This window comes from Chroogloeocystis siderophila 5.2 s.c.1 (genome assembly GCF_001904655.1).
GTDB classification, from domain to species: Bacteria; Cyanobacteriota; Cyanobacteriia; order Cyanobacteriales; family Chroococcidiopsidaceae; genus Chroogloeocystis; species Chroogloeocystis siderophila.
This window is the reverse complement of sequence record NZ_MRCC01000027.1, coordinates 17,312-42,612: the sequence shown is the minus strand read 5'-3', so window position 1 is coordinate 42,612 and position 25,301 is coordinate 17,312. Positions and strand designations below refer to the sequence as shown.

Below are 25,301 nucleotides of genomic sequence, written 5' to 3'. Positions count from 1 at the left end.
CTCCAAAGGCTTTTTTCCTTCTGTCAATGTATCAGCCCTGCATAATCCCAGGGGGATGCAAGGGGGCGAAATAGCTTGGAACGACGCCAGTCTAGACTTGTGTATACACCGTAGCACACTATGACAGAGGTCAGGGTGCCTAAGAGCAGAGGAGAAATAAAATACCACATAAGGATACCTCCACAACTTTGCCATGGCTCCTCCTCACCCTTTTTCTACCGTCCTACACCAACATAGTAGAATCCAGCTTGCTGTAATTTTTCACGATCAAGGAAGTTACGACCATCAATCATGACAGGATTGTTCATCAAGCTTGCCATTTTCTCGTAATCGAGATTTTGGAACTGTTTCCAGTCGGTCACTAAAACTAAAGCATCACAACCATCTGCAAGGCGCTCAGGGTCTGTTTCAACCATCACGCCAGAAAGACCATGACGCATTCCGCTTTGGGACACAATGGGGTCGTAGGCTTTGACTTTTGTTCCTAGACGATTGAGATGCTCGATTAAGTTGAGTGCCGGTGCATCGCGCATATCATCGGTATCCGGTTTAAAGGTTAAGCCGAGTAAGCCGACGGTTTTACCCTTGAGAATTTTGAGAACTTGTTGTAGTTTTTCAACTCCAATCAAGCGTTGGCGCTGATTGACACTGACAGCAGCTTTAAGCAGGTGCGCTTCATAGCCATAGTCATCAGCAGTATGAATTAAGGCTGAGACATCTTTAGGGAAGCAGGAACCACCCCAGCCAATACCAGCTTGCAGGAATTTATTACCAATGCGCGAGTCAAGTCCAATACCTTTAGCAACTTGCGTGACATCCGCACCAACGCGATCGCAAATATTCGCGACTTCGTTGATAAAACTAATTTTAGTTGCCAAGAATGCATTCGCTGCGTACTTGATCATCTCCGCCGAACTGAGGTCTGTCACCACGATTGGTACTGGTGGGAGCGACTTCTCTTCAGCAAACTGGCGCTCGACAATTGGGGTGTACAGTTCCTGCATCATCGCGATCGCTTTCGGATTATTGCTACCGAGTACAATGCGGTCAGGGTTAAAGGTATCATAAACTGCCGATCCTTCGCGGAGAAACTCTGGGTTGCTGACGATATCAAACTCAGCTATTTGTGTTGGGGGTAATTCTTCTTTAAGATTACCCGCAGCAACAGGAACTTTTTCGGTTTGGCGTTCGGCAATGCCATCGAGTACGAGCATGCGCACCCAGTCACCCGAACCAATTGGTACTGTCGATTTGTTGACGATTACTTTGTAGCCACCGTTGAGATGCGCGCCGATTCCACGAGCTACTGCTTCTACATAGCGGGTGTCGCTTTCGCCTGTTGGTAAGGGAGGTGTTCCCACAGCAATAAAGAGAATTTCTCCGTGGTTCACGCCTGCGCCTAAATCGGTTGTGAACTCAATTTTTTTTGCAGCGATCGCCGACTGCATAATTTCTGACAGTCCTGGTTCAAAAATCGGTGACTGTCCGGCTTTCATCAACTTAACTTTTTCTTCGTTATTATCGACACAGATGACGTCATGCCCAATATGAGCTAGGCAAGCACCAGTCACTAAGCCGACGTATCCAGTACCAATTACGCAAACACGCATATTTTATCGATCCTCAGTTATGTTGTACAGGTGGTTAAAGTAGTTAAAACTTAGAGTTATGACAGAGTTTTAGGTTTACAGGTTTTAGCGTCCTTACAATTACCCTGATCCCCAATCCTTGACCTTCTGACCTCTAAGCTCCTACTTTGCTATCTTGCTAGCTTCGAGTGGTTGCTCGCTTTGAATTCGAGACCGAAAATCTTCTATAGTGAGCTTTAAACCCTCTGGCAGTGGTACTGTAGGTTCCCAGTTCAACCAAGTTTTGGCACGGGTAATGTCAGGACGGCGACGGCGAGGGTCATCGGAAGGCAAAGGCTCAAACTTAATTTCTGCATCTGGATTGACTAGCTGCTGCACCGCAGTTGCTAGCTCTAGAATTGTGTATTCATCTGGGTTGCCCAAGTTAATCGGACCAATATGCTCGTTGTTCATTAACCGCATTAGTCCTTCTACCAGATCGGAAACGTAGCAGAAACTACGCGTTTGTGAACCATCTCCATACACTGTTAAGGGATTGCCTCGGAGTGCTTGCGCAACAAAGTTACTGACGACTCGACCATCGTTTTCTAACATTCGCGGACCGTAGGTATTGAAGATTCGAGCCACACGAATATCAACGTCATTTTGGCGATGATAGTCAAACGAGAGCGTTTCAGCGATTCGCTTACCTTCGTCGTAGCACGAGCGGATTCCGATAGGATTAACGTTTCCACGGTAATCCTCTGTTTGCGGATGAACTTCGGGATCGCCGTAGATTTCTGATGTGGAAGCTAATAAAAAGCGGGCTTTGACTCGTTTAGCTAAACCCAACATATTGAGCGTACCCATGACGCTGGTTTTAACAGTCTTGACTGGGTTGTACTGATAGTGAACTGGAGATGCAGGACAAGCAAGATGATAGATCTGGTCTACTTCTAACCGAATCGCTTCAGTGATGTCATGGCGAATCAATTCAAAATAAGGATGATCCAGCCATTTGAGGATATTACGCTTGTGACCGGTGTAGAAGTTATCAAGACAAATGACCTCGTGTCCTTCGACCATCAACCGATCAATAAGATGGGAACCGACAAAACCAGCACCACCCGTAACCAAAATTCTCATAGTCTGTTAGTAACTTAGATTAAGTATATTTAACCAGCGATCGCGCTTTTGTCTAAGGTAACTTGCCTTAAAGCAGTGGTAAAGAGGCAACACCAAAATAATCTGATGACCTCCTCTTGCTTTTTTGGCATAATTACTGTATCTCGCTCGCAGATGACAATATTTTTCTGGATTCAATTAACTTTGGCGAAAGCAAACTGAGCACCAATTTAATTAAATTAAATAGCAAGCTATCAGATTTGAAAATAGCAACACAGCATAATAGCGTACAATTTACTAAATCTTTAATAAAATCTTAGAGATTTTATCGTACCTCATACCATTTCAATCAATAAAAAGTACAAATCATTTCTCCTGTGCCCCTCTGCTCACGCCAGTCGTCGCAACAGGGTAAACCTCCGCACGGCGCAGGCTCCTAAAGCTGCCTATTTGTACCAACTTCAAAGTGAAATGGTATTACTATCTTTCTAACTTTGTACGGTTGGAGCGTTGGAGAAATTGCTCTCGAATCACAGCAGCATTACTTTTTTGTGGTTCTCCGAGTAGGACAATCGACCCTGAAAGTTGCGCGACTAACTGCGATGTCAAGTCACTAATAGCTAAGCCGCCCGCACTCGTGCGACGTTGAATCGAGCGCAAGATAACTAAATCATAATTTTTAGCTGCGGTGGTAATCGCTTGTGCGACATTTTCGTGAGGGACAACTTCAACAACAGGAGCTTGCGGTAAAGCAAGTTTAGACAACAGTAACTCGATATTTGATTTGTTCCACGCAATGCTACTTGGTTTGATACGGCGATCGCAGACGTTTAACAAAGTGACCTGCGCTCCAATTGCTGTAGCCAGCAATAAGGCAAAACGCAACGGTCGCAAGGCTTCTGGCGTAAAGTTTTGCACAGGGACAAGAATGCGTTGAATTTTGGTGGGAGATTCGAGCAGGCGCGTTACCGCAACCGGACAATGCGACGCCCACAATACACTATCAATCACATTGCCAAACAAGCGCGCGCGAAAGCCCGTGCGTTTACCCCAGCCCATGACAATCAAATTAGCGTTTTGTTCGCGGCTAGCACGCGTAATACCAAGCGCGATCGCATCGTCAATACGTAGTACAGATTCGGCAGTTACTCCTAAGTCGTGGCTGAGTGCAGTCGCTTTATCCAACAGTGCATCAGCTTTTGCCATAGCACTTTCCAACTGCGGTGCATCCATATGTGCAGGTCTAGTAGTAGCAATTGCCAGTGGAACAAGCCGCCCTTGTGCTTGGCGTGCAATTAACGCCGCCATTTCAATCAAATATTGCTCCGTATCAGGATTATAGACCGGAACGACTACAGTTAGAGGCTTTTCGGTGTCTGTCGTATCCAAATACAATGGTTTTGATGCGTCTGGAGTGACACTCACAGTAGACGTCATCAAACCGACAGCTACTCGATTCGTTAGCAGTGGCCCTAAAGTAGCCGTTACGAGCATTAAGACAATAACGCTATTCAACATACCTTCATTGAGCAATCCGGCGCGATAGCCTACCAGTGTAGCTGCTAAGGTGGCTCCTACCTGCGGTATCGACAAAGACCACATTGTTAGTGTTTCTAGCCAGTTGTAGCGATACATCAACTTGGCGAGAAACGCGGCGATGAATTTGCTGCTAATTAAACCAATAACAATTGCCAGCGTTAGCCAAATATTACTAATACTGGCAACAAACGCTGGAATATTAATCAATAAACCTAAATCTACAAAAAAAATCGGAATAAACAGTACACTACCAACAAAAACAACTTTCTCTTTAACAGGTCCTTCCCCAACAACGTCATTAACGGCTAATCCTGCTAGAAACGCGCCAACAATTTTTTCTACCCCAATCAACTGCGCGCCCACTGCTGCTAGAAATACCGCCAGCAAAACAAAGAGAAATTGCTTTCCCTCCTCATCACCCGATCGCCGGAAAAACTCTTTTCCTGCCCAATCAAAGCCGATTAAAACCGCAGCCGAATACAGAAATAATGACCCTAGTAAAGTCGTCAAACCCAGTGCAGTAAACTCTCCAGCATGGATCGCTACGCAAACAGCTAATACTAAAAGTGCGCCGATATCTGTAAAAATTGTGGCACCAATAGTAACCGTAACTGCTTCGTTGTTAATGACTCCCAAGCGGCTAATAATTGGATACGCCAGCAGCGTATGCGAAGCAAATAGCGAACCAATTAAGATTGATGCGTTCCAGCCAAAGCCAAAAATTCGCCCAACGAGTGTTCCGACAATCAGCGGTACTAAGAATGTAAAAGTCCCAAACCCCAATGATTTGTTACGCGTTTGCCGGAACTGTTCCATGTCCACTTCCAGTCCAGCGACAAACATGAGGTAAACTAAACCAATGTTGGATAGTAATCTAATTGTTGGCTGTTCAGTTTGAAATAAGTTTAAAACATTAGGTCCAAGTAAAACTCCCGCTAGCAGCAACCCAACCAAACCCGGTAGTTGCAGCCGTTCAAATATAATCGGTACGACAAGAATGACTATTAGTAAAATCACAAAAGGAACGATTGGCTCTTTTGTGAGAACTTCGGAAGCCGGTTCCACTGCAAGGACGTAAAGGAATGACATAGATAGCACTGAGGAAAAAAGCTAGGGGGATTCGTGTAGTCAGCCTGTTAGCATCTACAAGAGCAAGGAAGACAACGAAGGCAACGAAAACTTGATAATTTTTCCCTACATCAAATTGCGATCCCGCTTCCTGAAATTGTATGTTGAATTGATTAAAAAGGAGTCAGCATTACGATGCCTTCCGACTTCCTTCGTGGCTACTCCAGCAAAGTGTACCTTGGTACACTAAGATGAAGACTTTATTGCCTGACTTCTTTTAGGGATGAATTTGGCTAAGAACAACTTTCAAGCGATCATAGTCGTCTTTGAGTAATACACTTAATGTTCTCCCCGCCTTGACTAACCATTCGCGGTCAGCTTTGCGTAAATGATAAACTTCACGAATCGCCGCAGCTGTTAGCGCTTCTACGGGCGCACCGTTGACTTGTAGCAAAGTTCTTAAGAAATCTAACTGTTCAGAGAAAGCAACAATCGTTTCCGGTTCGCAATGATAAACAGCTTGATGGATCTGCGGTGGGCGTGGTGGTAAATACTGATAAAAACGTTGTTGCGATCGCGCTTCAATTGGTCGCTCAAATCCCACGATCGCTGCTCTAAACTCAGTCTTGAGCATTGCGAAGATTTGCGGTTGTTGTTCGCGTAAGTCTTGTAACGATAAGCCTAATGCTCTTGCCCGATGAATCGAGTCAATCGGCATCGTCGTAGCATAATATACTACCGCGTAGACTTGATTACCCGATTCTTCATCAACAGATTTTACCCAACTGCCAAATGGCGGCATTACAGGAAAGCTTAAGTCTTCGGGTTCTAGACACTGCGCCAAAAATTCGGTTGTTGAGGTTTCAATCACCTCAGCAATATGATTTGGAGCACGATCGCCTGTGGCAAATTGTGGTAGGGGAAGGCGCATAAAAGAGGTCAGAGGTCAGAGGTCAGAGGTCAGAGAGAAAGGCACTGCGTTACTCAAAGCAGGTTATTTGGCTTTTTTGCGTCCAGTCTCTACAGGTTCGAGTTCTGAGAGGTTGAAAGTAACTAGCTTATCCCAGTTACCTCCCTCAAACAGCACCGCAGCTTTACCATCACTCACGCGCTGGACGAGTCCTTGAAAACGGTAGTAAGTATCGTTAGGATTTGTGACGCGTACAGCAGTTCCAGGCAGAATCATTGCTTTATCTCTCGTTATGTTTTGCTTCTAATAGCTTACTAAAAACGCCTGCTCCCAGACGATCGTCTATATTCGTTTTTGACTCAATTTCCATCCAAAATCTTTATGCTACAGTTTCAACCTCCAGGCTTTGGTCAAGGAGTTGTACAAACATCATTGGGGTTAATGGTCTACTACACTCCTGTTGATACGATATGGGCATCGACTACATTCCGGCAAGATGAAACGACACCATCTTTAGTGTTTTTACATAACTTTGGTGGCGGGGCTTCTGCTTATGAGTGGTCTAAAGTGTACCCTGCTTTTGCGAACGGCTATCGAGTTTTAGCGCCTGATTTAATCGGTTGGGGTCAATCGACGCATCCTGTGCGCAATTATCAAATCGATGACTATCTGACAACGATTGCCGAATTTATGCAAAAAACTTGCCCTCATCGTGCGATCGCTGTTGCTTCTTCTTTGACCGCAGCATTGGTTATTCGCCTTGCGGTTCAACAACCGAATTTATTTCAATCGCTGGTTCTTGTTTGTCCTTCTGGGTTTGACGATTTTGGACAAGGTGCAGGACGTCGATTACCACTACAACTGATTGGTACACCGCTCTTAAATGATTTAATTTACACTGTCGGCGCACAAAATGAAATTGCCGTCCGCAACTTTCTTCAGCAATTTCTCTTTGCCAAACCCGACCGCGTGACGGAAGAAATGGTAGCCGCTTACTTAACGTCGGCACAACAACCTAATGCCAAATACGCCGCGCTTGCCTTTTTACAAGGAGAGCTTTACTTTGATTTAGCACGGTATATCCCACAGCTAGCCGTACCAACGGCGATGATTTGGGGAGAAGCTGCACAATTTACATCACTCGATCTCGGAAGACGACTTGCACAATTAAACCCGCAGGCGATTCGTGAATTTCAAGCGATCGCATCTACAGGTGTCTTACCGCATTTGGAAACACCTGAAATCGTCATTGGTTTATTACAACTCTATCTTCAGACACTCGCTGCCTAATGTGTTTTAAGTTACAAATTTGTGTGGATACTAAAGCAACTAATTTGTCAACCGTACGTCATTATTTTTTAGCAGGCAGTGGGGAATATTGCTTTAAAAAGAGCAATATTTACGCTTTTTCACGCTTAAATTAACTTGTTTCCGGCATTAGTTAATTATAGGAACCTTCATTTCCTGCTAATGTCTACTCATTCTAGATAGCTACCAAATCTTTTTCGGAGAGTCCTTGACAATGTCTACTTTCAAGCACTGGCAATCGGGAACCGCTGGACTAATGGCTTTGGGGATAACCATTGGTGCCGTTGCTCCGCTTGTAACACCTGCGCCATCGTTTGCGCAAGCGTCTACTTTTGCTGATGTTCCAGCTAACTATTGGGCGACTCCCTTTATTGCAGAGCTCGCAAGCAGAAACATTATTGCTGGGTTTCCTGATAATAGTTTCCGACCAGAAGAGCCAGTGACACGCGCTCAATTTGCGGCGATGGTGAGTCGGGCTTTTCCACGCGCAGGGCAAAGACCCGCAGTACAATTTACCGACGTACCATCAAACTTTTGGGGTGCAGCAGCGATTCAGCAAGCTTACACAACGGGCTTTCTAGCAGGCTATCCTGGCAATCGTTTTGAACCAAATCAAAATATTCCCCGCGAGCAAGTTTTAGTTTCGCTAGCTAACGGTCTTAACTACACTGCAACTAACGACGCTAACAGCGTCTTGAGCCAATTTTATGCCGACGCGAACGCTGTTTCTAGCTATGCTCGCGCTCCGATCGCTGCCGCAACTGAGCGACGGATTGTCGTAAATTATCCGAATGTTCAGTTTCTCAATCCAACACAAACGGCAACACGTGCAGATGTTGCCGCATTCATCTATCAAGCTTTAGCAAGTGCAGGGCAAGTCGCCGCAGTGAATTCGCCTTATGTTGTCGGACAAGCACAGCAACCAACAGCACCCGCAACTGTTACAATTCCTAGCGGCACAAGTCTTCCAGTACGCTACGACCAAGCCGAAAGAATCTTAGTCACGCGCGAAGAAACTGCACCTTTAACGCTGACAGTCGCACAGAACATTATTACGCGCGATGGTACAGTATTGATTCCCGCAGGTAGCCAAGTTGTTGGCGAACTGCGACCAGCGGAAGGAGGATCGCAATTTGTTGCCCGCGAGTTAGTTTTGGCTAGCGGTCGGCGTTATTCGTTTGATGCTACTTCAGAAGTGATTACTCGTACTGAACGCGTGCGTCGCGGCGCGAATGCGGGTCGAATTGTGCGCAATGCGGCTTTAGGTGCTGCTGCTGCTGCTGCCATTTCTGCGGTCACTGGAGACCGCGCGATCGCAACTGAAGAAGTCCTAGGTGGTGCTGGTGTTGGTGCTTTACTCGGTTTATTCTTGGGTCGAGACAGCGTTGACCTTGTTGCGATCGATCCTGAGACCGACTTACAACTGACACTCGGTTCGGATTTAGTGCTAACTCCTGGTACAACACAGCAACAGTAACAACCGCAGTAGTGTAACACAAACTACACAAGCAATCACCTGCGATTGTTATACCCCGACCTCTAGATTTGTGAATTAGAGCGGTTAGCTAATTGTTAATCGCTTTTTTTACTACTGGAAGCCACACAACAAAAGTCGTTCCAGGATTACTATCATTTGAGTTTGTAAAGTGCTTGGCAGGGCTAAAAACTTCAATTTTTCCTTGCATTTGTTCGACTAAATCTTTCGCGATCGCAAGCCCTAAACCTGTGCCAGGAATTTGTGATGCGGCTTGCACACCCCGATAGTGTCGTTCAAACATATGCTCTAAATCTTGTGCGGGAATTCCTGGACCAGTATCACTGATTGCAATACTTTGAAAATCTTCTTTGGGTTCCACTTGAATGTGAATTTCTCCGCCTGCTGGCGTGTACTTTAAGGCATTATCAAGTAAATTACTGAAGACTTCTCTTAAAGCTACGCGATTAGCCTGGACTAAGCCTAAATCAGCAGGAATCTCAAAGTGAACGTTTAAATTGCGTTCTTGCGCGATCGCATTAGCGCTAGCTAGCAGCGGTTCGAGAATATCAACAACCGAACATGGTTCTATATTTTCGCTGATATTTGGTAGCAGCACTAAAGGTTTTGTGACTGGTTCAACTGTTCTTTCTAGAACCAAAGGAGTGACCGACAAAGATTTTTCGGGATCAGGTTCGGTCTGTGGCGTTAGCTCAATAATTCGGTCAAACTGTTTGAGTAATTCTTGAATGCGATCGCTCTCTCTAACGATATTTTCTGCGACTTTACGATTCGCATCTCCTGGAACAAAGCGTTTAATTAAAAGTTTGCCAAATGTCCGCAATGCTGTTAACGGGTTACGCAATTGATGCAATAAATTATCGAGCAAATCGCGTTGCGTCTGCATTAAAGATTGCTGTTGAGTAAGCTGCTGTTCGTACCACTCGCGACGTTTGTCGAGTACTCTTGCTAGTGCCAGTGTTTGCGCAACGTGTTCAATTTCATGACGTTCGCGTTCATTCCAGGGTTTATGCTCTCGATTTGTCACGAGCAACCCCATGAAACTGTTGTCATGCATCAAGGGCAAAACAATTTGCGTGCTAGGTAACAAATTGTAGTCATGCGCCGCTGTATCTTCTGTGCGATCTGTATTTGACATATGTGGAAATACAGCGTCTGATGGTGCAAAGCTTTGTGTATCAGATAGCAGCGGTAGTAAACTATTCTTAAGTTTTGGGACAAGTGTTAAAGCTGTTGCCGCTTGCCAAGCAGCTGATTCTGGATAAACAACTACAGGAATTAACTTTGTTTGTGATTCCCCTTCTTCTCGCAGTTCTTCGGTTAGGTACACAACACTTAAGGATGCTCCTAAACTTTGGGTCAGTAAAGCAACCTGTGATCGACATAGCGCAACTAACTCAGAACTGGCAGACATCAATAAATTACTCTATAACGCGAATCGCTTGTTAAGATTGGTAACTGGTAATTGGTGACTATTTATTACCTATTACCTTTTCATTATGGCGACATACTAACTATTTAAAAATTATAAAGTTACTACTTGACTCAATCTGGAGTTATAAATTTTAAGATTATCCACCTGAGCTAAGCTCAACAACTTTGTATCAAAACCTTAACAAAAGTTGATTTTTCCATCTCAATCTCATATACTGACGACGGCTTTTGTAACCATGACTACAATATGCAGCTTGAAAGAGGAGGGAAAGAGGTTGGCAAGGAGACGGAAGCGCAAAAGTCGTCGTCGCCAAGAAGGACGCCGAATCCTCGAACACGTTGCCCAATTTAGCATCGAAAGTGGTGAAGATAAACCTGTGACAGCCGCGCGAAAATTCATTCAAGCGGAGGGGATTTTACCACCGGCGCTGCTACTAGTAAAACGGAACGAACATACAACAGACCGTTATTTTTGGGCAGAAAAAGGTCTATTCGGGGCACAATACGTGGAAGAGAACCATTTTTTGTTTCCCAGTTTGAGAACGTTAGAATCTCCAGAACAAGACAGCCTAGCTGTTCGCAAATGAATACAGCCGTTGACTCAATGGATGGCAAGCTCGTTAGCAATTGCGAAAAAAGACTTTCGTGCAAAGCTAGCTAGTACTTGCCAAATATTGGAGCAAAGCATTTTTGATTTTTACCCCACTCAAGACCGGAAATCTAGGTGGGGTATTTTATTGCAGTAGTGAGCTTTACTCACAAGGCTTTAACTTGAGCGATCGCTGTAGCTCAATTAGCTCATCTCTATGAGCAACAACTGTAATTTGGCTTTGTAACTCATGCTGTAGCTTGTCGGTCTGATTGGAAAGCTTGAGCAAAACTTGCTCCGGACGAGCAGCTTTTTTCCAATAAAACACGCCAGCCATAGGAGATAGTAGCACTAAACCAAGGAAGATTGAACTCAAGTTCGGGAAGAGTAAAGACCAGACAAGTGCTAAACACAAAATTCCGATCGCTGCAAGCGACGATAAAAATATTGCTAAGAAAATGCTCGGCTTAACAAATCCCTCATATGTAACTTGATTTCGTTCTGAGTCAACCGTAGATAGGCGATATGAGCGACGAGCAAAATACTGCTGTAATTGCTCTAGCAAAGAGGTTTCCTCTTGTTCAAAGACAAGAGTAACTTCTTGCGTACGATCTTTGACCGATGCTCGAATAAAGAAAAATAGCCCGACTGCTAGTAGCAAAGTCAGTACCAACGTAGAAGCAAGAGATGTAACACTCATCATTTGTCGTTACAGTGTGCAACGTTTTCTTTTAATTATTGATGATTTGTTACACGCATACCACTATTCGCATATCCTTGCCATAAGCGTGCTAATTCTTGAGCCTGCGGCAACCAATCAGGATTGATTTGATACATCCTGCGCGGACGTCCACGACCTTCTACTTTGCGCCAGTAGCCAGTAATAGCCTTTTCATCTTCAAGAAATTTGAGAGCGCTGTACAAAACAGTGTCAGAAAGGCGGTATAGAGGATATTTGTTCTCTAAACGTTGAATTAACTCTGTTCCATAAGACTCAGTTTCTAGCAATACTGACAATACATAACATACGGCTAATTCTTGGCATAAATAAGTTGGAGGAGGGTTTTGAAAAAACTCATAGATTTCATGAATTTTCATTTTTTTTTAAACCGCTTAATGCGTCTAGGGCTAAATTCAAGTATCACAACAGGTAGCTATCATAAAAACTATTTATGTCCTCATTGCCAATCGACTGAAATGCCAGTTACCTACTGGCTATTTGAAAGACGCACGCCGTTTAGTAATTCTATACTTTTAATTTGCTTTTTTCTGCGAATTTTTATGAATAGAAGACTAACATTACTTTAATGTTATTAAATGCGTATCTGTGACCAGCAAGCAGACATAACTAATTCTAAATAACCTTCAAAAATGATATATATTTTCTGCGTGTAGGAAAATAATCGAAAACAAACAAAGAACCTTCAGCCCTCAACTAGAACTATAAATACTTATCTTGAATGTACTCATAAGCTAAACTTCCTAAATTAGATATTTGATTAATAGAGAAAAAATATCTGGGTAGTCAAAAATAAATTATAAATAACTTGAGTTTCAAATTTTGTAAACTAGAGCGCACATCACACGAAACAATTATAAGTAAAAAAACTTAGCCAGAGAAAAAAGTAGAACAAGTGAAAAGCGATTTTATTTATGACTTAAGTATGCGGAAAATAAGTAAATTATTGATGAGTGGATGACAAAACTACCCAAGAAATTCACGCTTTGTCTGAACAAGTCGCAATTGAATGTTCGTCAAGTTCATGCAACTTCTTCCTAAGTGCGCTGTCAGCAGCACTAACAAATGTGATAAGAATCTAGTTATAGGTACTGCTACTTGAAACTAGAACGATGGTTAACAAGTCAGATTCTTCGCTGCCTTCGGGGTTGCAACGAATTGCGATCGCATTTCGGATAGCTGGCTGGCTTAGTTTTTGGACTCAGTTAGTTTTAGCTGTAATTTCGGCTGTTGTGTTGCTGTCGGCGAGTGTGAGTCGAGATACCTCACCAGCGGCGCAACAAAGTCCAGGAACAGGGATTGGCATCGTTTTAGCCGTGAGTGGATTAGTTACATTAGGTTTAGGCATTTACTTAGCGTTTCGTTACACGCGTATTGGTAAACGTTTACTTTCGGCAAATGTTACTACTCGCCCACGCAAGGCGGATACAATTCAAATTCTGCGCTTAGGATTGATTGTGAATTTGGTCGGAATGCTCTTGACGATCTTGGGGGCGCAGGCGATCGCAGGTACATTACTACTGAGGTCTTTTTCTTTACCGCAAACAGGTTTAGGCGCAGCGATTTACAATCCTCAACAACTCATTCGCCCATTAGATATATTGGTAGTTCAAGCAAATACAAATACGGTAGCGGCTCATTTTTCGGGACTTGTTGCTTCGCTGTTTCTCTTAGCACGCATCAATAAAAACTAGTCCAAATCGCGGCAGAATAGGCATAAGCGTTGTATTCTGTTGTATTGGCAAGAACAGGAATAAGTCTGTGCTGGATATTAAGCAGATTCGAGAAAATCTATCATTCGTACAAGAAAGGTTGCAAAGCCGTGGAAACTATGATTTGCAACCGATTTTAACACTCGACCAACAACAAAGAGAACTTGAAGCGAAGCGATCGCACCTACAAGCCCGCAGTAACGAAATTGGTAAACTTGTCGGAAAAAAAATCAAAGCAGGCAGTGATCCGCAAAGCGCAGAAATTCAAAGTTTGCGTCAAGAAGGAAACGATATCAAAAACCAAATCGGTGAACTCGAACCACAAGAAAGAGAGATTAAGTCGCAATTAGAAGCTTTGTTGTTGACAATACCCAATTTACCGAGTGAATCAACTCCGTTTGGTAAGAGTGAAGAAGATAACGTCGTACTTCGACGTTGGGGCGATGAGTATCTTCCGCAAAATTCCGATATTTTACCGCATTGGGAAATTGGCGAACATTTGGGAATTTTAAATTTTGAGCGATCGGTAAAAGTTGCCCAAAGTCGTTTTGTGACATTAATTGGTGCAGGTGCAGCGTTAGAAAGAGCGTTAATTCATTTTATGCTTGATCGGCAAATTGCAGCAGGTTATACAGAAGTTTTACCACCAATTCTAATTAATACTCAATCGCTGACAGCATCAGGTCAATTGCCAAAGTTTGCTGAAGAAAGTTTCAAGTGTGCAGCAGATGATTTATGGTTAAGTCCAACAGCAGAAGTTCCCATTACGAACCTTTATCGCGAAGAAATCCTTGCGGCTGAAGATTTACCAATAAATCACTGTGCGTATACTCCTTGCTTTAGAAGAGAAGCAGGAAGTTATGGAAGAGATACACGCGGTTTAATTCGCCTACACCAATTTAATAAGGTCGAACTTTACAAATTAGTTCATCCTGAGACTTCAGAACACGAACATCAACAGTTAGTTGCAAATGCTGAAGCGATTTTACAAGAATTGAAGCTACCGTATCGCGTCTTGGAATTGTGTACAGGTGACCTAGGCTTCTCGGCAGCAAAGACGTATGATTTAGAAGTTTGGCTACCTTCGGCAAATAAATATCGCGAAATCTCTAGCTGTTCTAACTGTCGAGATTTTCAAGCCCGACGCGGTGGAATTCGCTTTAAAGAAAGTGGTAAAAAAGGCACGCAGTTTGTGCACACACTCAATGGTTCAGGATTAGCGGTAGGACGCACAATGGCGGCAATTTTGGAGAACTACCAACAGCCTGACAAAACCGTACGCATCCCCGAAGCACTGCAACCTTATCTCAGGCAAGAGGTGTTAACGAAAACAACGTCTTAAAATAAAGAAATGTGTAAATGATAAATAGAGTATATCTATGTCAGTTTTGGCAGCGATCGCAGTTTTAGCGCTATTGATCGTGGTACACGAACTGGGACACTTTATTGCAGCAAGGTCTCAAGGTATCCACGTTAACCGTTTCTCGCTGGGCTTTGGTCCGGTTTTGTTAAAGTACCAGGGAAAGGAAACTGAGTATGCTGTCAGGGCATTTCCTTTAGGTGGGTATGTTGGGTTTCCTGATGACGATCCCGATAGCAAAATTCCGCCCAACGATCCTAATTTACTACGCAATCGTCCTGTGCTTGATCGGGCAATAGTGATTAGTGCAGGCGTTATTGCTAACTTGATCTTTGCCTATTTATTACTCGTAATCCAGATTGGTACAGTTGGCGCGCCGCAACTTAATTTTGAGCCTGGCGTTTTAGTTCCGGCAGTTGTTACCGAACAAACAAGTGTAGCTGCCCAAGCTGGTATCAAGCCAGGAGACATTATTATCAGTGTAGATGGGAAAGAATTACCCGCTTCGCAAGAAGCACTATCTTATCTACGCCAGGTGATCCAACAACACCCAAATCAATCATTACCACTGACAATTCAACGCAACGACGAAACCATTTCGCTGAACGTCACACCCGAAGCTGGTGAAGATGGTCAAGGACGCATCGGCGTACAATTAGCGCCTAATGGTAAAGTCGAACGTCAGCGTGCAAGCAATATCATAGAAGCGTTTACGACAGGTGCGACTGAATTTCAGCGAATTGTCGTTTTGACAGGGCAAGGTTTTGTTCAGTTAATTAGTAACTTTAGTCAAACCGCCGATCAAGTCGCAGGTCCTGTAAAAATTGTAGAAATTGGCGCAAGTATCGCTCAATCGGATGCAGGAAACCTCTTTCAATTTGCAGCGTTAATCAGCGTTAACCTGGCTTTGATTAATATTCTGCCGCTACCTGCGTTAGATGGCGGACAACTCGCGTTTTTACTTATTGAAGGCTTGCGTGGTAAGCCTCTACCTACCCATATTCAAGACGGAGTCATGCAAACAGGACTCATGTTATTGTTGGGGTTAGGTATCTTCTTAATTGTGCGCGATACTGCAAACCTTGAGTGGGTGCAGAATTTGTTCTAGTGAGTATTGTTCGTAAATTGGCAAGTAAAAAGCAACGGGCACTGGAAATTCTGAATCGCTTGCAGCGATTGTATCCAGAAGCCCCTTGTACGTTAAATTATGCGACGCCGGTGCAACTTTTGGTAGCGACGATTCTCTCTGCGCAGTGTACTGATGAACGCGTGAATCAAGTGACACCAGAGTTGTTTCGGCGGTTTCCCGATGCAGTGGCGATCGCGAATGCCGATCTTGCTGAATTAGAAGCGATTATTCGTCCTACAGGTTTCTATCGTAACAAGGCAAAAAACATTCAAGCTGCTTGTCGCATCTTGGTGCAAGAGTACGGTGGTAACGTGCCAGCGCGGATGGAAAAATTGTTAACGTTGCCAGGAGTTGCGCGCAAAACGGCTAATGTTGTTCTCGCTCATGCTTATGATATCCATGTTGGAGTAACAGTAGATACTCATGTCAAGCGGTTATCGTATCGCTTAGGATTAACAAAGCATACCGATCCGCTGCATATTGAGCGTGACTTGATGCGCTTATTACCTCAAGAAGACTGGGAAAACTGGTCGATTCGATTAATTTATCACGGTCGGGCAATTTGCAAAGCCCGAAATCCTTTGTGTGACGCTTGTGTGCTAGCTGACTTATGTCCATCTGCTAATCTTATGAATCCGCCGCAGCAGGAATTATCTTCAGTTTTGCCAGCACAAACTCCCGCTACTTAGTCGCCTCAATCTGTTTATCGGTGTTTGAGTTTTAAATCATCTTACGAATTGGCAGTGAATTGCTTTTGCTAACGCTGAGTTTGTGGTAGCTTACAAAAGAAGCTCTAAAGCAATTAACAACGAGATGTTTCGGTACAAAGTTCGTTATACTGTTACGCCACCTCCTGCCTACATTTAATAGGGCAGGAAGCTATAAAGTAGACTAAAGTTCAATCTGCTCGTTGCAGTCTGTGCCTTGGGCTAATTTTTTTATACTTTCATCTTGCCCTTACCAAAACCGTTGATTGACGTTCCAAAACAAGGGTAGGTTTTTAATGAATTATCATAACGCCCCAGAGGGCGCTAGTTTTGGGTTGCTGATGATTATGGTTTCAGCAATTTTGTGGGGGACAGTTGGCATATTTGTTCAGACTATCTACACATTGTCTGAAGGTAATTCCTTCTCAATTGGATTCTTGCGGTTAGCGATTTCGCTACCTGTGTTGTTTTTTGCTTGTGCGCGTACTTTAGTAGGATGGCAAATGTTGCAAATTGCCAAACGCGATTTGGCGTTGATGCTACTAACTGGAGCAATGACTGCGTTCTATCAAGTCTGTTACTTTACATCTATTAGCTACATCGGTGTGGCAGCTGCTACACTCATCACACTTTGTACTGCGCCTGTTTGGGTTGCTCTACTAGCTTCACTAATACTGCATGAGCGGTTTACGCTGGGAATACTTTTGGCAGGTTTGTGTGCGGTTGGAGGAACAGCATTGCTAGTTAATGTTCAACCTGGACAGATTACAGTGCGATCGCAAATTTTAGGAGTTTGTTTAGCCCTCAGTTCAGCATTGGCATATGCATCGGTGACGCTATGTAGTCGATTACTATCAAGACGCTATCATCCCCTGCAATCACTCACAGTCAGCTTCTTTGCTGGAGCAGTTTTTCTTTTACCGATCGCGTTAATAACTGGGTTGGTGCTTCAATACCCTTTTGTCGGTTGGATAGCTCTGTTGTATTTAGGCATTGTCACAACTGCCTTTGCTTACGTGCTATATTTCAGCGGGATACGTCATACACCCGCTACAGTTGCTAGCATTGCTACCCTACTTGAGCCGTTAACTTCAACGATTTTGGCATGGTGGCTATTGGGTGAAAATTTGGGTACTTCGGGCATTATCGGAGGTGTCTTGTTGTTGATCGCGATTGGAACACTTTATTGGGACTTGCGTTGGAACCAACGTCATTCTAGAAGAAACTAAAAGGTTGAGAATACAATTTTTGCACAAGCGCGATTGATTAGGAGGCGATCGCGCTTGTGCAAGATCAATAATTAATTTAATGCAGTTGGTATACTCAAATCGCCAGTAATCATTGAATTAACTTGATGAATGCGTTCCGAATTGCTACTTGAATTGTTGTCAATCCGCTGCAAAAAGTTAGAATAGAGAATGGTGTCTTTAATTCAGGAAACTGTACATGGCTAAAAAAAGTATGATTGAGCGCGAGAAAAAGCGCCAGAAACTTGTAACAAAGTATGCGCAAAAGCGAGAAGCGTTAATTGAGCAGTTTGAACAAGCAACTTCACAACGCGAGAAGTTAGAAATTCATCGCCAAATTCAACAGCTACCACGCAATAGCGCACCAACACGCTTGCATAACCGCTGCTGGGTTACGGGGCGTCCTAGAGGAGTCTATCGGGATTTTGGTCTATCTCGCCACGTATTGCGCGAATGGGCACACCAAGGATTACTTCCTGGAGTTGTCAAATCTAGCTGGTAATAGCAAAAGAGCAACGGGGAATGACAAGTGTGTGAGAAGGGTTAAGGGTAGAAAATCTTCTTTCTTAATCCCCGACTCTGATCCCCGATTCCCGACCTCTTCTTTATTGACCACAACAGCGATCAATACCTAAACTATCTAAAAGTAAGTCACTAACTGCATTGGCGATCGCAAATTCGCCATAAAAACTTTGCGAAAAATCAAAAGCTTGCATTTCAGTCACAATCGCAAGCACCAGCGAACCTAAATCGTTTTCGCCTTCCATTCTTTGCCGAACAAAGATTTGGGCTGCGCGTTGTGCAATTTGGTGATTTCCTGGTTCAGGAAGAAACTCTTCATCAAGCCACCGCTGTAAAACGTGTTGTAGCCACTCGCCTTCAGTTTGCGGGTTTTCTGCTGGAGGCAGAGTAATCGGTGGAATTGGCTCTGACATTGTAACTCGGCTTGTAAACACTAGCTTGCAACTAATCAAGCTTTATTTAGATTTTAAAGTAATATCAAACGCCTCAGCCTTTAATGTAACGCCAAGTTAGTGATAAGTAAAATTGCATAAGAGTACAGATGCACTATTTCACCTCAAAAATGTACGATCTTTAAATATAGTAGAGGTCAGGAGTCAGAGTTACCCATCTTTCATCACTTTAGGTAGAGGAAAAGAATCGGTTCGCTGCCTGCGCCTGCACCGCCGGTTCGTCTCCTTCGTGAACTTTGGCACCGCGACGCTGGCCTTGGCTGAAGAAACTGGTTCTCCAGGAGGACAGCACGCCCTTGTGTGCAGGTCTTGGCAACTATCCTCCGCTCGGAAGTCCCTCAACTTGTGGCGCCCGCAGTGGTTTGCCTTGCTGACCGCTGCGATTCGATAACTGGCGCATGCTCTCCAAAGGCTTTTTTCCTTCTGTCAATGTATCAGCCCTGCATAATCCCAGGGGGACTTTGAAGCAGAGCCGGCTCGGAAGTCCCCTAAGATTGGGGGATTCCTCGCGTTGAGCAACTAGCGTGGATTTATGAAGCAAAAATCTTCCTATTGAAGCTAACGAACCATCCTACTATCCAACGCTTCACAAACAGCGATCGCTTCTTGTCTTGCCCAACGATCCGCGTTCACAATGTCCTCTAGCAATGGATTTGTACAATTATCTGCGGTATGGCGATCGCACACTTGTTCAATACACCGAGGAATATCTAAAAAGCGAATTTTCTCTTCTAAAAATAATGCTACCGCTTGTTCGTTAGCTGCGTTCAATACTGCTGGCATTGATCCGCCAGCTTTACCTGCTGCGTAAGCAAGTTGCATACAAGGATATTTCTGGTGGTCGGGGGCTTTAAACGTCAAATTCCCTGCCTTTACCAAGTCGAGAGGTTCCCAGTTTGTATAAATGCGTTCAGGATACGATAATGCATACAACAACGGTAAACGCATATCCGCCCATCCTAACTGCGCTAACACTGAAGTATCTTGCAGTTCAATCAACGAGTGAATAATACTTTGCGGATGGATGACAATATCGATGCGATCATAGTCAAGCCCAAAGAGAAAATGCGCCTCAATAACTTCCAAGCCCTTATTCATCAACGTCGCCGAGTCAATCGTAATTTTTTTACCCATTGACCAGTTAGGATGTTTTAAGGCATCTGCAATTTTAACTTGCGCTAACTTCTCCACAGGCAGATCGCGAAAAGCACCACCAGAGGCTGTGAGTAAAATCCGCCGCAATCCTTTATCAGGTACACCTTGAAGACATTGAAAAATTGCGGAATGTTCGGAGTCTGCTGGTAATACTTTTACATCGTATTTCTCGATTAACGGTAGCACAACCGGACCACCTGCAATCAGCGTTTCTTTGTTAGCTAAAGCGATATCTTTACCCGCTTCAATCGCTGCAATTGTTGGTAATAAGCCCGCACAGCCGACAATTCCTGTCACAACAGTTTCCGCTTCACCATAACGCGCTACTTCAACGATTCCAGCTTCACCCGCGAGCAAAATTGGTTGTGGATCCAGATCGGCGATCGCTTCTTTGAGTTCGGGCAGTTTGTCTTCCACACAAATTGCAACGATACTTGGTCGAAACTGTCGAATCTGAGCCGCAAGCATTTCTACATTACGCCCAGCTGCCAAACCCACAATCCGAAATTGATCGGGATACTGCGCTACAATATCGAGGGTTTGCGTACCGATAGAGCCAGTGGAGCCAAGAAGAGTAATCGCTTTCACAACAATTTAAGAATCAGCAGTAATTCCAATATAAGATTCTAAGGGGACAAGCGTTCTATTAACTTTAAAATCGCCGCAGTCTCTTTTTACAATTGCTAAGTTGAAATATAACTAGCCCTCCAATTTTAGAGAGGAATTGCGGATAAATTCGCTACTCAATAAACAAAGTCCACCCCCGTGGACTTACTCATAAAACTCTTACGCACAGTGTGCGCTCGTCAACTTCGTTTAAGTAGCCCCGAAGGAAGTCAAAGGATATCTATAATTGTAATGCTTCCTAAAAATCCAACAAACCGTATCTTTTTTGCAAGTCTAACAATTTCAGCCTGGCTTCCCCTGCATTATCCGCCAAATCGGCAAACTCGACAAACCGCCGTAACTCTTTGCGTAAGAGATTGCGTTCAACTTCTAAAGTTTCGCGATCCAACTCTGGCGGTAAAACAATCATGTCAAAAATTGTGGCACGTTCTTTGCCTGGATGCGGGCGCAAAACTCGCCCTCGACGCTGAATAAATTGCCGAGGATTTCCCGAACTTGCCAAAATCACTGCCGTTTGAATTGCTGGAATATCCACACCTTCATCTAAACAGCGAATTGCTACTAAACCTTGCAACTCCCCAGTTTCAAACTGATGACGTAACTTTTCGCGTTCTGATAGCGGTGTTTGGGCGGTGTAGGTACTGACTCGATAACCAAGTTCTAAGCCTAAGATTCTCGAGACAGCTTCAAGTTGATCGTTTGCCGATCGCGATCGCCGGTTTTCTTGCGTACCATCGCCGCAATAAAATAGCGTATGCGTCGTTTCGCGCCGACTCCTCATCAAATCGCGCAAAGCGTTTAACTTGTTTTCCGCCGCACCAATTAACCTTGCGCGTTGCACCAGTAATGGCGTTAAGTCTTCATAATCTAAATTCTCTATCGCAACGTTGTCGCGTTGTTGCCATAATAATGCGCGTCCAATTTTTTTGGTTAACTTCGCGTAAGCTAAACTTTCTGCATGAGTTAGTTCTACCAAAATCGGATAGTAAAGATAATGTACCAAAGCACCTTGGGCGATCGCATTTTTTAAAGTAAACTCTGGTTGTAAAACTGAACCAAAATAATCAAATAAAGATTGCGTTCCCACATCATCAAAATACCTTTCCGGCGTTGCAGAAAGCGCCAAGCGTAAACCGATGTTGCGCGGTAAACATTCTTCTAATCTTGGTGCGCCTAAGTTGTGCGCTTCGTCTCCCACAATTAATGTTTTCTCAGGAAAATATCGCAATTGCGATTGAAAACTATCACTGATGAGCGTCGAATTTGTTGTAATCACACTCAAAAACCGTTGATTACCAGAACGCACGTTATATAGCTGCGTTGATAGTGTAGAATGCCAACTACGCAAGTTTTCAAAAGCTAACACTGGCTGTAGATTAAACTTCTCGCATTCTTTTGCCCATTGTGTCACTAAATGCTGATATGGACAGACAATAAGCACAACTTGCAAACCAATTTTTTGATAAAGTTCAGCAGCGATAGACAGCGCCGTAATTGTCTTACCGCTACCCGTTGCCATTTTCAACGTCCCTCTACCATTATTCGCAAACCAACTGGCGACAGCTTGACGCTGATACGGACGTAGGTGAATTGTTGCTGGTATAAGCGGACACCCAGGCAATATCTGATTAACTTGATAGTCGCTTTTGTTTTCTGCGGCGACGACTAATCGCAGTCGGTTGCGCTCGCGCAGAAAGTCGGAATATCGCTTCGCATAGGTTTTATCAAGAGATTGTTGTAAATACATCTGATGCAACCCCAAACTTTCAGCGACTTCCAACTTTCCTTAAGTGTACAGTAATATTATTGACTTGCATAGTATTAATAAATACAAAATCTCTGTTTAACCATAGCAATCGAGCGGAAGCACAGAGTTATTGCCTCAATGCGCTTTTAACGCTGACCTCCGACCCCTGATCCCTGACCTCTACTTAGTTATAATCGCGCCAAACGCCAACAAGAAGACCTTGTACTTGTACTTGTGTCGCCGCCACTTCAATCGGTCTATATTTAGCATTTGCGGGTTTAAGCGTGACGCGATCGCCGCGCCGGTAAAATCGTTTTAATGTTGTACCGTATCCGTCTACTCGCGCCGCGACAATTGTGCCATTGCGCAGTTTTTCTGGTTCGGATACTGGGCGCATAATCACCAAGTCACCCTCGGTAATGAGATCTTCAATCATACTGTCACCAACTACGCGCAAAGCATACGTATGCGGCGGTAAAAATAAGTGCGAAAAATCCAATTGTTCGACAGTATCCGTGAAAGGTTCAAGTAAACCACCTGCGGCGATCGCACCCAAAACAGGAACACTTTGTTGCGCGCGGTTGAGTATGCGAATTGTTCTTGCCTTACCTTCTGTCCATTCAATATAGCCTTTAAAGCGTAAATGTTCCAAACGGCTTTGAATTGGCGCGGGAGATTTCAAATTCATCGCCTGCATCATCTGGCGAATCGAAGGCGAATGCTGGTGTTGGCGAATATACTCGGTTAACCAGTCATATAATTCTTGTTGCGCTTCGGTGAGAGGTTCCATCATAATTCGGAAGCCAAAATACAAAGGTCTATAAGAACATTCGTACTACATAATTGCCCCGAATAGCAAAAATAGTGAAAAAATAATTTTTTGAGAAGTTTACAGCCGTGCGATCACTGTATTTACTCACACTCATTTATTTTAAGGTTGCTACAAATAAATATCACAGCATAAAATAATTAAAATTGTATCAATTTCTGTGATGACTTATTGAGAATCTTTCTAATTTAGAATAACCTAAATTTCTAGAAAATTTTTGCTAACTCTTCTCAAGTACTATGAACAAGCAATCCAAGGCGGTAGAGCTATTTTTAGCTCTTGGACTTGTTGCGACGACGATGAATGCCTGTAATACGAATACTCCTAGTAGTCCACAAGCAAACGAAGCGCAAACGCCCAATTCCACAGTAGCAACGGCAACAGGTGGCGAGGGCTATCAACAATCAACTTTTCAAGATAGACTCAGTGGCGCAGAGTTACTTAATGCGCTGCGTAACAGTTATTGTCGGTCACGACAATATTTTTGATGCCGCAACAGGAATTTATCCCGAACCGCAAGGCGTTGCTTATATCCTTAGACCAAACGGTAGTAGCTTCGAGATTGTAGCAAATATGCTTCCTGAAGAATGGGCAAAATTGTCAAATTAAACAGCAATATTTTCCCAGTGTGCTGCTTTCAAATTTCTAACTTTTTTAGATATCAAGCCTGCTTCCTCTGCTTCCTCAAAGATCAGCCTTGAATCAGAAGCACTCTCACTCTACACCCAACAAACTTGCTAACAAAGCCTTTTGTGCATGAAGTCGATTTTCTGCTTGATCCCACACGCGTGATTGAGAACCTTCGATGACACCATCTGTAATTTCTTCACCGCGATGCGCTGGTAAGCAGTGCAAAACGATCGCTTCAGCATCAGCAAGACTTAATAATTGTTCGTTAATCTGATATGGCTGAAAGACAGGAATTCTTGAAGTTGCTTGCGATTCTTGCCCCATACTTGCCCACACATCAGTGTATAATACTGCCGCCCCTTTTGCCGCAGCTTCAGGATCTTGGGTGACAGTGACTTCGGTTTTGTTTTGGGCGATCGCTTGCGCTTGCGCGACAACTTTAGCATCTGGTGCAAATTCCGCAGGTGTTGCAACGCGGACATTCATTCCTACCAATGCACAACCTAACATCAGCGAGTGCGCTACGTTATTACCATCACCGACATACGTCAACGTCAATCCCTCTAAATTACCAAAACACTCTTGAACGGTTAATAAATCGGCTAATATTTGACAGGGATGCTCTAAGTCACTCAACGCATTAATTACCGGAATTTTGGCGTAGCGCGCAAAAGTTTCAAGTTGCTGCTGTTCAAACGTGCGAATTGCCAAAATATCCAAATACCGATCCAAAACTCGTGCGGTATCTTCTACAGGTTCGCCGCGACTGACTTGAGTGACATCCGGATTCAAATCAATCACTTGTCCGCCGAGTTGATACATCGCGACAGAAAAACTCACCCGCGTGCGCGTCGAAGCTTTGTAAAACAGCAATCCTAGGACTTGATTACAGTGCAGTTGCTTTCCCGCTTTTAATTCTGCTGCAAGTTGCAACAACTGTTTCACTTCATCTGCGTCTAAGTCAGCCAAGCTTAATAAATCGCGTCCTGTGAATGCTGCCATGCCAATCCTGGATATTACCTGCGTTTACCTGATAAAGATAAACCGTACCAGATTTTTTTCAGTTAGCCCAGTGAATAGATAGTCGTTTTGTAACAATCAGTAAATGAGTGAAAATAAACATAATTAAAAGGTTGGTCACTGGTGATTAGTAAGAATATTGAGTAACTTTCCATTAGCCATTACCAATTACCCAACTTAACAAGAGTGATATTTAATTATGCTCATCCACTTGGCTTTGAGAAAAGTCTTGATCCAATGCCTCTATGTTTGCTATATTTAATTATTGTGCTGGTGTAGCTCAGTGGTAGAGCAGCTGATTTGTAATCAGCCGGTCGCAAGTTCAAATCTTGTCACCAGCTTTTGAAGCTCGAATATGAAAAATAGTTGAGGAGACCTGCATAGCTCGA

The 25,301-nt window shown here is 43.8% G+C and carries 24 protein-coding genes and 1 tRNA gene; 12 read left to right on the top strand and 13 right to left on the bottom strand.

Features of this window, described 5'->3' with window-relative positions; genetic code table 11:
* Positions 1-215 precede the first annotated feature (215 nt).
* The 5 genes from NIES1031_RS21965 to NIES1031_RS21945 form a co-directional block, all read right to left on the bottom strand.
* On the bottom strand, positions 216-1,610 hold the full coding sequence (locus tag NIES1031_RS21965) for a UDP-glucose dehydrogenase family protein (RefSeq protein ID WP_073551570.1): 1,395 nt from the start codon (positions 1,608-1,610) through the stop codon (positions 216-218).
* Between the two features lie 141 nt (positions 1,611-1,751).
* Entirely contained in the window at positions 1,752-2,714 is a 963-nt protein-coding gene (locus NIES1031_RS21960) for a UDP-glucuronic acid decarboxylase family protein (protein ID WP_073551569.1), read from the bottom strand.
* 459 nt (positions 2,715-3,173) lie between these two features.
* Positions 3,174-5,321: a cation:proton antiporter domain-containing protein gene (locus NIES1031_RS21955; RefSeq protein ID WP_073551568.1), complete on the bottom strand. Its 2,148-nt coding sequence runs from the start codon at positions 5,319-5,321 to the stop codon at positions 3,174-3,176.
* Between the two features lie 256 nt (positions 5,322-5,577).
* A complete protein-coding gene (locus NIES1031_RS21950; RefSeq protein ID WP_073551567.1) occupies positions 5,578-6,231 on the bottom strand; it encodes an HAS-barrel domain-containing protein in 654 nt (217 codons plus the stop codon).
* A gap of 63 nt (positions 6,232-6,294) precedes the next feature.
* The gene (locus NIES1031_RS21945) at positions 6,295-6,486 is read right to left on the bottom strand and encodes an NAD(P)H dehydrogenase subunit NdhS (protein ID WP_015189729.1); all 192 of its coding nucleotides are present in this window, start codon (positions 6,484-6,486) and stop codon (positions 6,295-6,297) included.
* Positions 6,487-6,591: 105 nt separating this feature from the next.
* Between NIES1031_RS21945 and NIES1031_RS21940 the strand changes: the two genes are divergently transcribed.
* Both NIES1031_RS21940 and NIES1031_RS21935 read left to right on the top strand, forming a co-directional pair.
* On the top strand, positions 6,592-7,500 hold the full coding sequence (locus NIES1031_RS21940) for an alpha/beta fold hydrolase (RefSeq protein WP_073551566.1): 909 nt from the start codon (positions 6,592-6,594) through the stop codon (positions 7,498-7,500).
* A gap of 232 nt (positions 7,501-7,732) precedes the next feature.
* The gene (locus tag NIES1031_RS21935; RefSeq protein ID WP_073551565.1) at positions 7,733-8,995 is read left to right on the top strand and encodes an S-layer homology domain-containing protein; all 1,263 of its coding nucleotides are present in this window, start codon (positions 7,733-7,735) and stop codon (positions 8,993-8,995) included.
* An 88-nt stretch (positions 8,996-9,083) separates the two neighbouring features.
* Here the strand turns inward: NIES1031_RS21935 and NIES1031_RS21930 are convergent, their stop codons facing one another.
* Complete coding sequence (locus tag NIES1031_RS21930; RefSeq protein ID WP_073551564.1) at positions 9,084-10,427, bottom strand: GAF domain-containing sensor histidine kinase; 1,344 nt, start codon at positions 10,425-10,427, stop codon at positions 9,084-9,086.
* A gap of 295 nt (positions 10,428-10,722) precedes the next feature.
* Between NIES1031_RS21930 and NIES1031_RS21925 the strand changes: the two genes are divergently transcribed.
* On the top strand, positions 10,723-11,034 hold the full coding sequence (locus tag NIES1031_RS21925) for a DUF3155 domain-containing protein (protein WP_041918665.1): 312 nt from the start codon (positions 10,723-10,725) through the stop codon (positions 11,032-11,034).
* Positions 11,035-11,199: 165 nt separating this feature from the next.
* Here NIES1031_RS21925 and NIES1031_RS21920 read toward each other — a convergent pair whose 3' ends face one another.
* Both NIES1031_RS21920 and NIES1031_RS21915 read right to left on the bottom strand, forming a co-directional pair.
* Positions 11,200-11,739 (bottom strand): cofactor assembly of complex C subunit B, encoded by a 540-nt coding sequence (locus NIES1031_RS21920; protein WP_143167850.1) that lies wholly within the window; start codon positions 11,737-11,739, stop codon positions 11,200-11,202.
* Positions 11,740-11,771: 32 nt separating this feature from the next.
* Positions 11,772-12,134, bottom strand: a complete 363-nt coding sequence (locus tag NIES1031_RS21915; protein WP_073551562.1) for a PadR family transcriptional regulator — start codon at positions 12,132-12,134, stop codon at positions 11,772-11,774.
* Between the two features lie 753 nt (positions 12,135-12,887).
* Between NIES1031_RS21915 and NIES1031_RS21910 the strand changes: the two genes are divergently transcribed.
* From NIES1031_RS21910 to rpsN, 6 genes are all read left to right on the top strand, one after another.
* Complete coding sequence (locus NIES1031_RS21910; RefSeq protein WP_073551561.1) at positions 12,888-13,469, top strand: DUF3611 family protein; 582 nt, start codon at positions 12,888-12,890, stop codon at positions 13,467-13,469.
* A gap of 67 nt (positions 13,470-13,536) precedes the next feature.
* On the top strand, positions 13,537-14,829 hold the full coding sequence (serS, locus tag NIES1031_RS21905; protein ID WP_143167849.1) for a serine--tRNA ligase: 1,293 nt from the start codon (positions 13,537-13,539) through the stop codon (positions 14,827-14,829).
* 37 nt (positions 14,830-14,866) lie between these two features.
* Positions 14,867-15,955 (top strand): RIP metalloprotease RseP, encoded by a 1,089-nt coding sequence (gene rseP, locus NIES1031_RS21900; protein WP_073551559.1) that lies wholly within the window; start codon positions 14,867-14,869, stop codon positions 15,953-15,955.
* Positions 15,955-16,665: an endonuclease III gene (gene nth / locus NIES1031_RS21895; RefSeq protein WP_073551572.1), complete on the top strand. Its 711-nt coding sequence runs from the start codon at positions 15,955-15,957 to the stop codon at positions 16,663-16,665. Before rseP ends, nth begins: the two co-directional genes overlap by 1 nt.
* A gap of 314 nt (positions 16,666-16,979) precedes the next feature.
* The gene (locus NIES1031_RS21890) at positions 16,980-17,912 is read left to right on the top strand and encodes a DMT family transporter (protein WP_073551558.1); all 933 of its coding nucleotides are present in this window, start codon (positions 16,980-16,982) and stop codon (positions 17,910-17,912) included.
* A 217-nt stretch (positions 17,913-18,129) separates the two neighbouring features.
* Positions 18,130-18,432: a 30S ribosomal protein S14 gene (gene rpsN, locus NIES1031_RS21885; RefSeq protein WP_015189741.1), complete on the top strand. Its 303-nt coding sequence runs from the start codon at positions 18,130-18,132 to the stop codon at positions 18,430-18,432.
* Between the two features lie 103 nt (positions 18,433-18,535).
* Here rpsN and NIES1031_RS21880 read toward each other — a convergent pair whose 3' ends face one another.
* The 4 genes from NIES1031_RS21880 to lexA all read right to left on the bottom strand — a co-directional run bounded on the left by NIES1031_RS21880 (position 18,536) and on the right by lexA (position 23,223).
* On the bottom strand, positions 18,536-18,865 hold the full coding sequence (locus tag NIES1031_RS21880) for a hypothetical protein (protein ID WP_073551557.1): 330 nt from the start codon (positions 18,863-18,865) through the stop codon (positions 18,536-18,538).
* 597 nt (positions 18,866-19,462) lie between these two features.
* On the bottom strand, positions 19,463-20,647 hold the full coding sequence (gene dxr, locus NIES1031_RS21875; RefSeq protein ID WP_073551556.1) for a 1-deoxy-D-xylulose-5-phosphate reductoisomerase: 1,185 nt from the start codon (positions 20,645-20,647) through the stop codon (positions 19,463-19,465).
* A gap of 277 nt (positions 20,648-20,924) precedes the next feature.
* A complete protein-coding gene (locus NIES1031_RS21870) occupies positions 20,925-22,433 on the bottom strand; it encodes a DNA phosphorothioation system restriction enzyme (protein WP_073551555.1) in 1,509 nt (502 codons plus the stop codon).
* Positions 22,434-22,617: 184 nt separating this feature from the next.
* Complete coding sequence (lexA, locus tag NIES1031_RS21865) at positions 22,618-23,223, bottom strand: transcriptional repressor LexA (RefSeq protein WP_073551554.1); 606 nt, start codon at positions 23,221-23,223, stop codon at positions 22,618-22,620.
* 278 nt (positions 23,224-23,501) lie between these two features.
* On the opposite strand from lexA, the gene NIES1031_RS24050 reads away from it, so the two are divergent.
* On the top strand, positions 23,502-23,750 hold the full coding sequence (locus NIES1031_RS24050; RefSeq protein WP_218596927.1) for a hypothetical protein: 249 nt from the start codon (positions 23,502-23,504) through the stop codon (positions 23,748-23,750).
* Positions 23,707-23,871, top strand: a complete 165-nt coding sequence (locus tag NIES1031_RS25255; protein ID WP_218596926.1) for a histidine phosphatase family protein — start codon at positions 23,707-23,709, stop codon at positions 23,869-23,871. The genes NIES1031_RS24050 and NIES1031_RS25255 overlap by 44 nt, the downstream gene beginning before the upstream one ends.
* A 105-nt stretch (positions 23,872-23,976) precedes the next feature.
* Here the strand turns inward: NIES1031_RS25255 and argF are convergent, their stop codons facing one another.
* The gene (argF, locus tag NIES1031_RS21855; protein ID WP_073551553.1) at positions 23,977-24,894 is read right to left on the bottom strand and encodes an ornithine carbamoyltransferase; all 918 of its coding nucleotides are present in this window, start codon (positions 24,892-24,894) and stop codon (positions 23,977-23,979) included.
* Positions 24,895-25,181: 287 nt separating this feature from the next.
* On the opposite strand from argF, the gene NIES1031_RS21850 reads away from it, so the two are divergent.
* Positions 25,182-25,253: transfer RNA gene (locus NIES1031_RS21850), tRNA-Thr, on the top strand.
* The last annotated feature ends 48 nt before the right edge of the window (positions 25,254-25,301 follow it).

Bases quoted from the DNA above. Each gene is read 5' to 3' on its own strand.
- NIES1031_RS21955 (WP_073551568.1), bottom strand. From the start codon at position 5,321: ATGTCATTCCTTTACGTCCTTGCAGTGGAACCGGCTTCCGAAGTTCTC.
- NIES1031_RS21950 (WP_073551567.1), bottom strand. From the start codon at position 6,231: ATGCGCCTTCCCCTACCACAATTTGCCACAGGCGATCGTGCTCCAAAT.
- NIES1031_RS21930 (WP_073551564.1), bottom strand. From the start codon at position 10,427: ATGTCTGCCAGTTCTGAGTTAGTTGCGCTATGTCGATCACAGGTTGCT.
- NIES1031_RS21870 (WP_073551555.1), bottom strand. From the start codon at position 22,433: ATGTATTTACAACAATCTCTTGATAAAACCTATGCGAAGCGATATTCC.
- NIES1031_RS21935 (WP_073551565.1), top strand. From the start codon at position 7,733: ATGTCTACTTTCAAGCACTGGCAATCGGGAACCGCTGGACTAATGGCT.
- rpsN (WP_015189741.1), top strand. From the start codon at position 18,130: ATGGCTAAAAAAAGTATGATTGAGCGCGAGAAAAAGCGCCAGAAACTT.
- NIES1031_RS21940 (WP_073551566.1), top strand. From the start codon at position 6,592: ATGCTACAGTTTCAACCTCCAGGCTTTGGTCAAGGAGTTGTACAAACA.
- NIES1031_RS21920 (WP_143167850.1), bottom strand. From the start codon at position 11,739: ATGATGAGTGTTACATCTCTTGCTTCTACGTTGGTACTGACTTTGCTA.
- NIES1031_RS25255 (WP_218596926.1), top strand. From the start codon at position 23,707: ATGCGCTGCGTAACAGTTATTGTCGGTCACGACAATATTTTTGATGCC.
- NIES1031_RS21915 (WP_073551562.1), bottom strand. From the start codon at position 12,134: ATGAAAATTCATGAAATCTATGAGTTTTTTCAAAACCCTCCTCCAACT.
- NIES1031_RS21910 (WP_073551561.1), top strand. From the start codon at position 12,888: ATGGTTAACAAGTCAGATTCTTCGCTGCCTTCGGGGTTGCAACGAATT.
- NIES1031_RS21890 (WP_073551558.1), top strand. From the start codon at position 16,980: ATGAATTATCATAACGCCCCAGAGGGCGCTAGTTTTGGGTTGCTGATG.
- lexA (WP_073551554.1), bottom strand. From the start codon at position 23,223: ATGGAACCTCTCACCGAAGCGCAACAAGAATTATATGACTGGTTAACC.
- NIES1031_RS21880 (WP_073551557.1), bottom strand. From the start codon at position 18,865: ATGTCAGAGCCAATTCCACCGATTACTCTGCCTCCAGCAGAAAACCCG.
- NIES1031_RS21945 (WP_015189729.1), bottom strand. From the start codon at position 6,486: ATGATTCTGCCTGGAACTGCTGTACGCGTCACAAATCCTAACGATACT.
- NIES1031_RS21965 (WP_073551570.1), bottom strand. From the start codon at position 1,610: ATGCGTGTTTGCGTAATTGGTACTGGATACGTCGGCTTAGTGACTGGT.
- NIES1031_RS21960 (WP_073551569.1), bottom strand. From the start codon at position 2,714: ATGAGAATTTTGGTTACGGGTGGTGCTGGTTTTGTCGGTTCCCATCTT.
- rseP (WP_073551559.1), top strand. From the start codon at position 14,867: ATGTCAGTTTTGGCAGCGATCGCAGTTTTAGCGCTATTGATCGTGGTA.
- NIES1031_RS24050 (WP_218596927.1), top strand. From the start codon at position 23,502: ATGAACAAGCAATCCAAGGCGGTAGAGCTATTTTTAGCTCTTGGACTT.
- argF (WP_073551553.1), bottom strand. From the start codon at position 24,894: ATGGCAGCATTCACAGGACGCGATTTATTAAGCTTGGCTGACTTAGAC.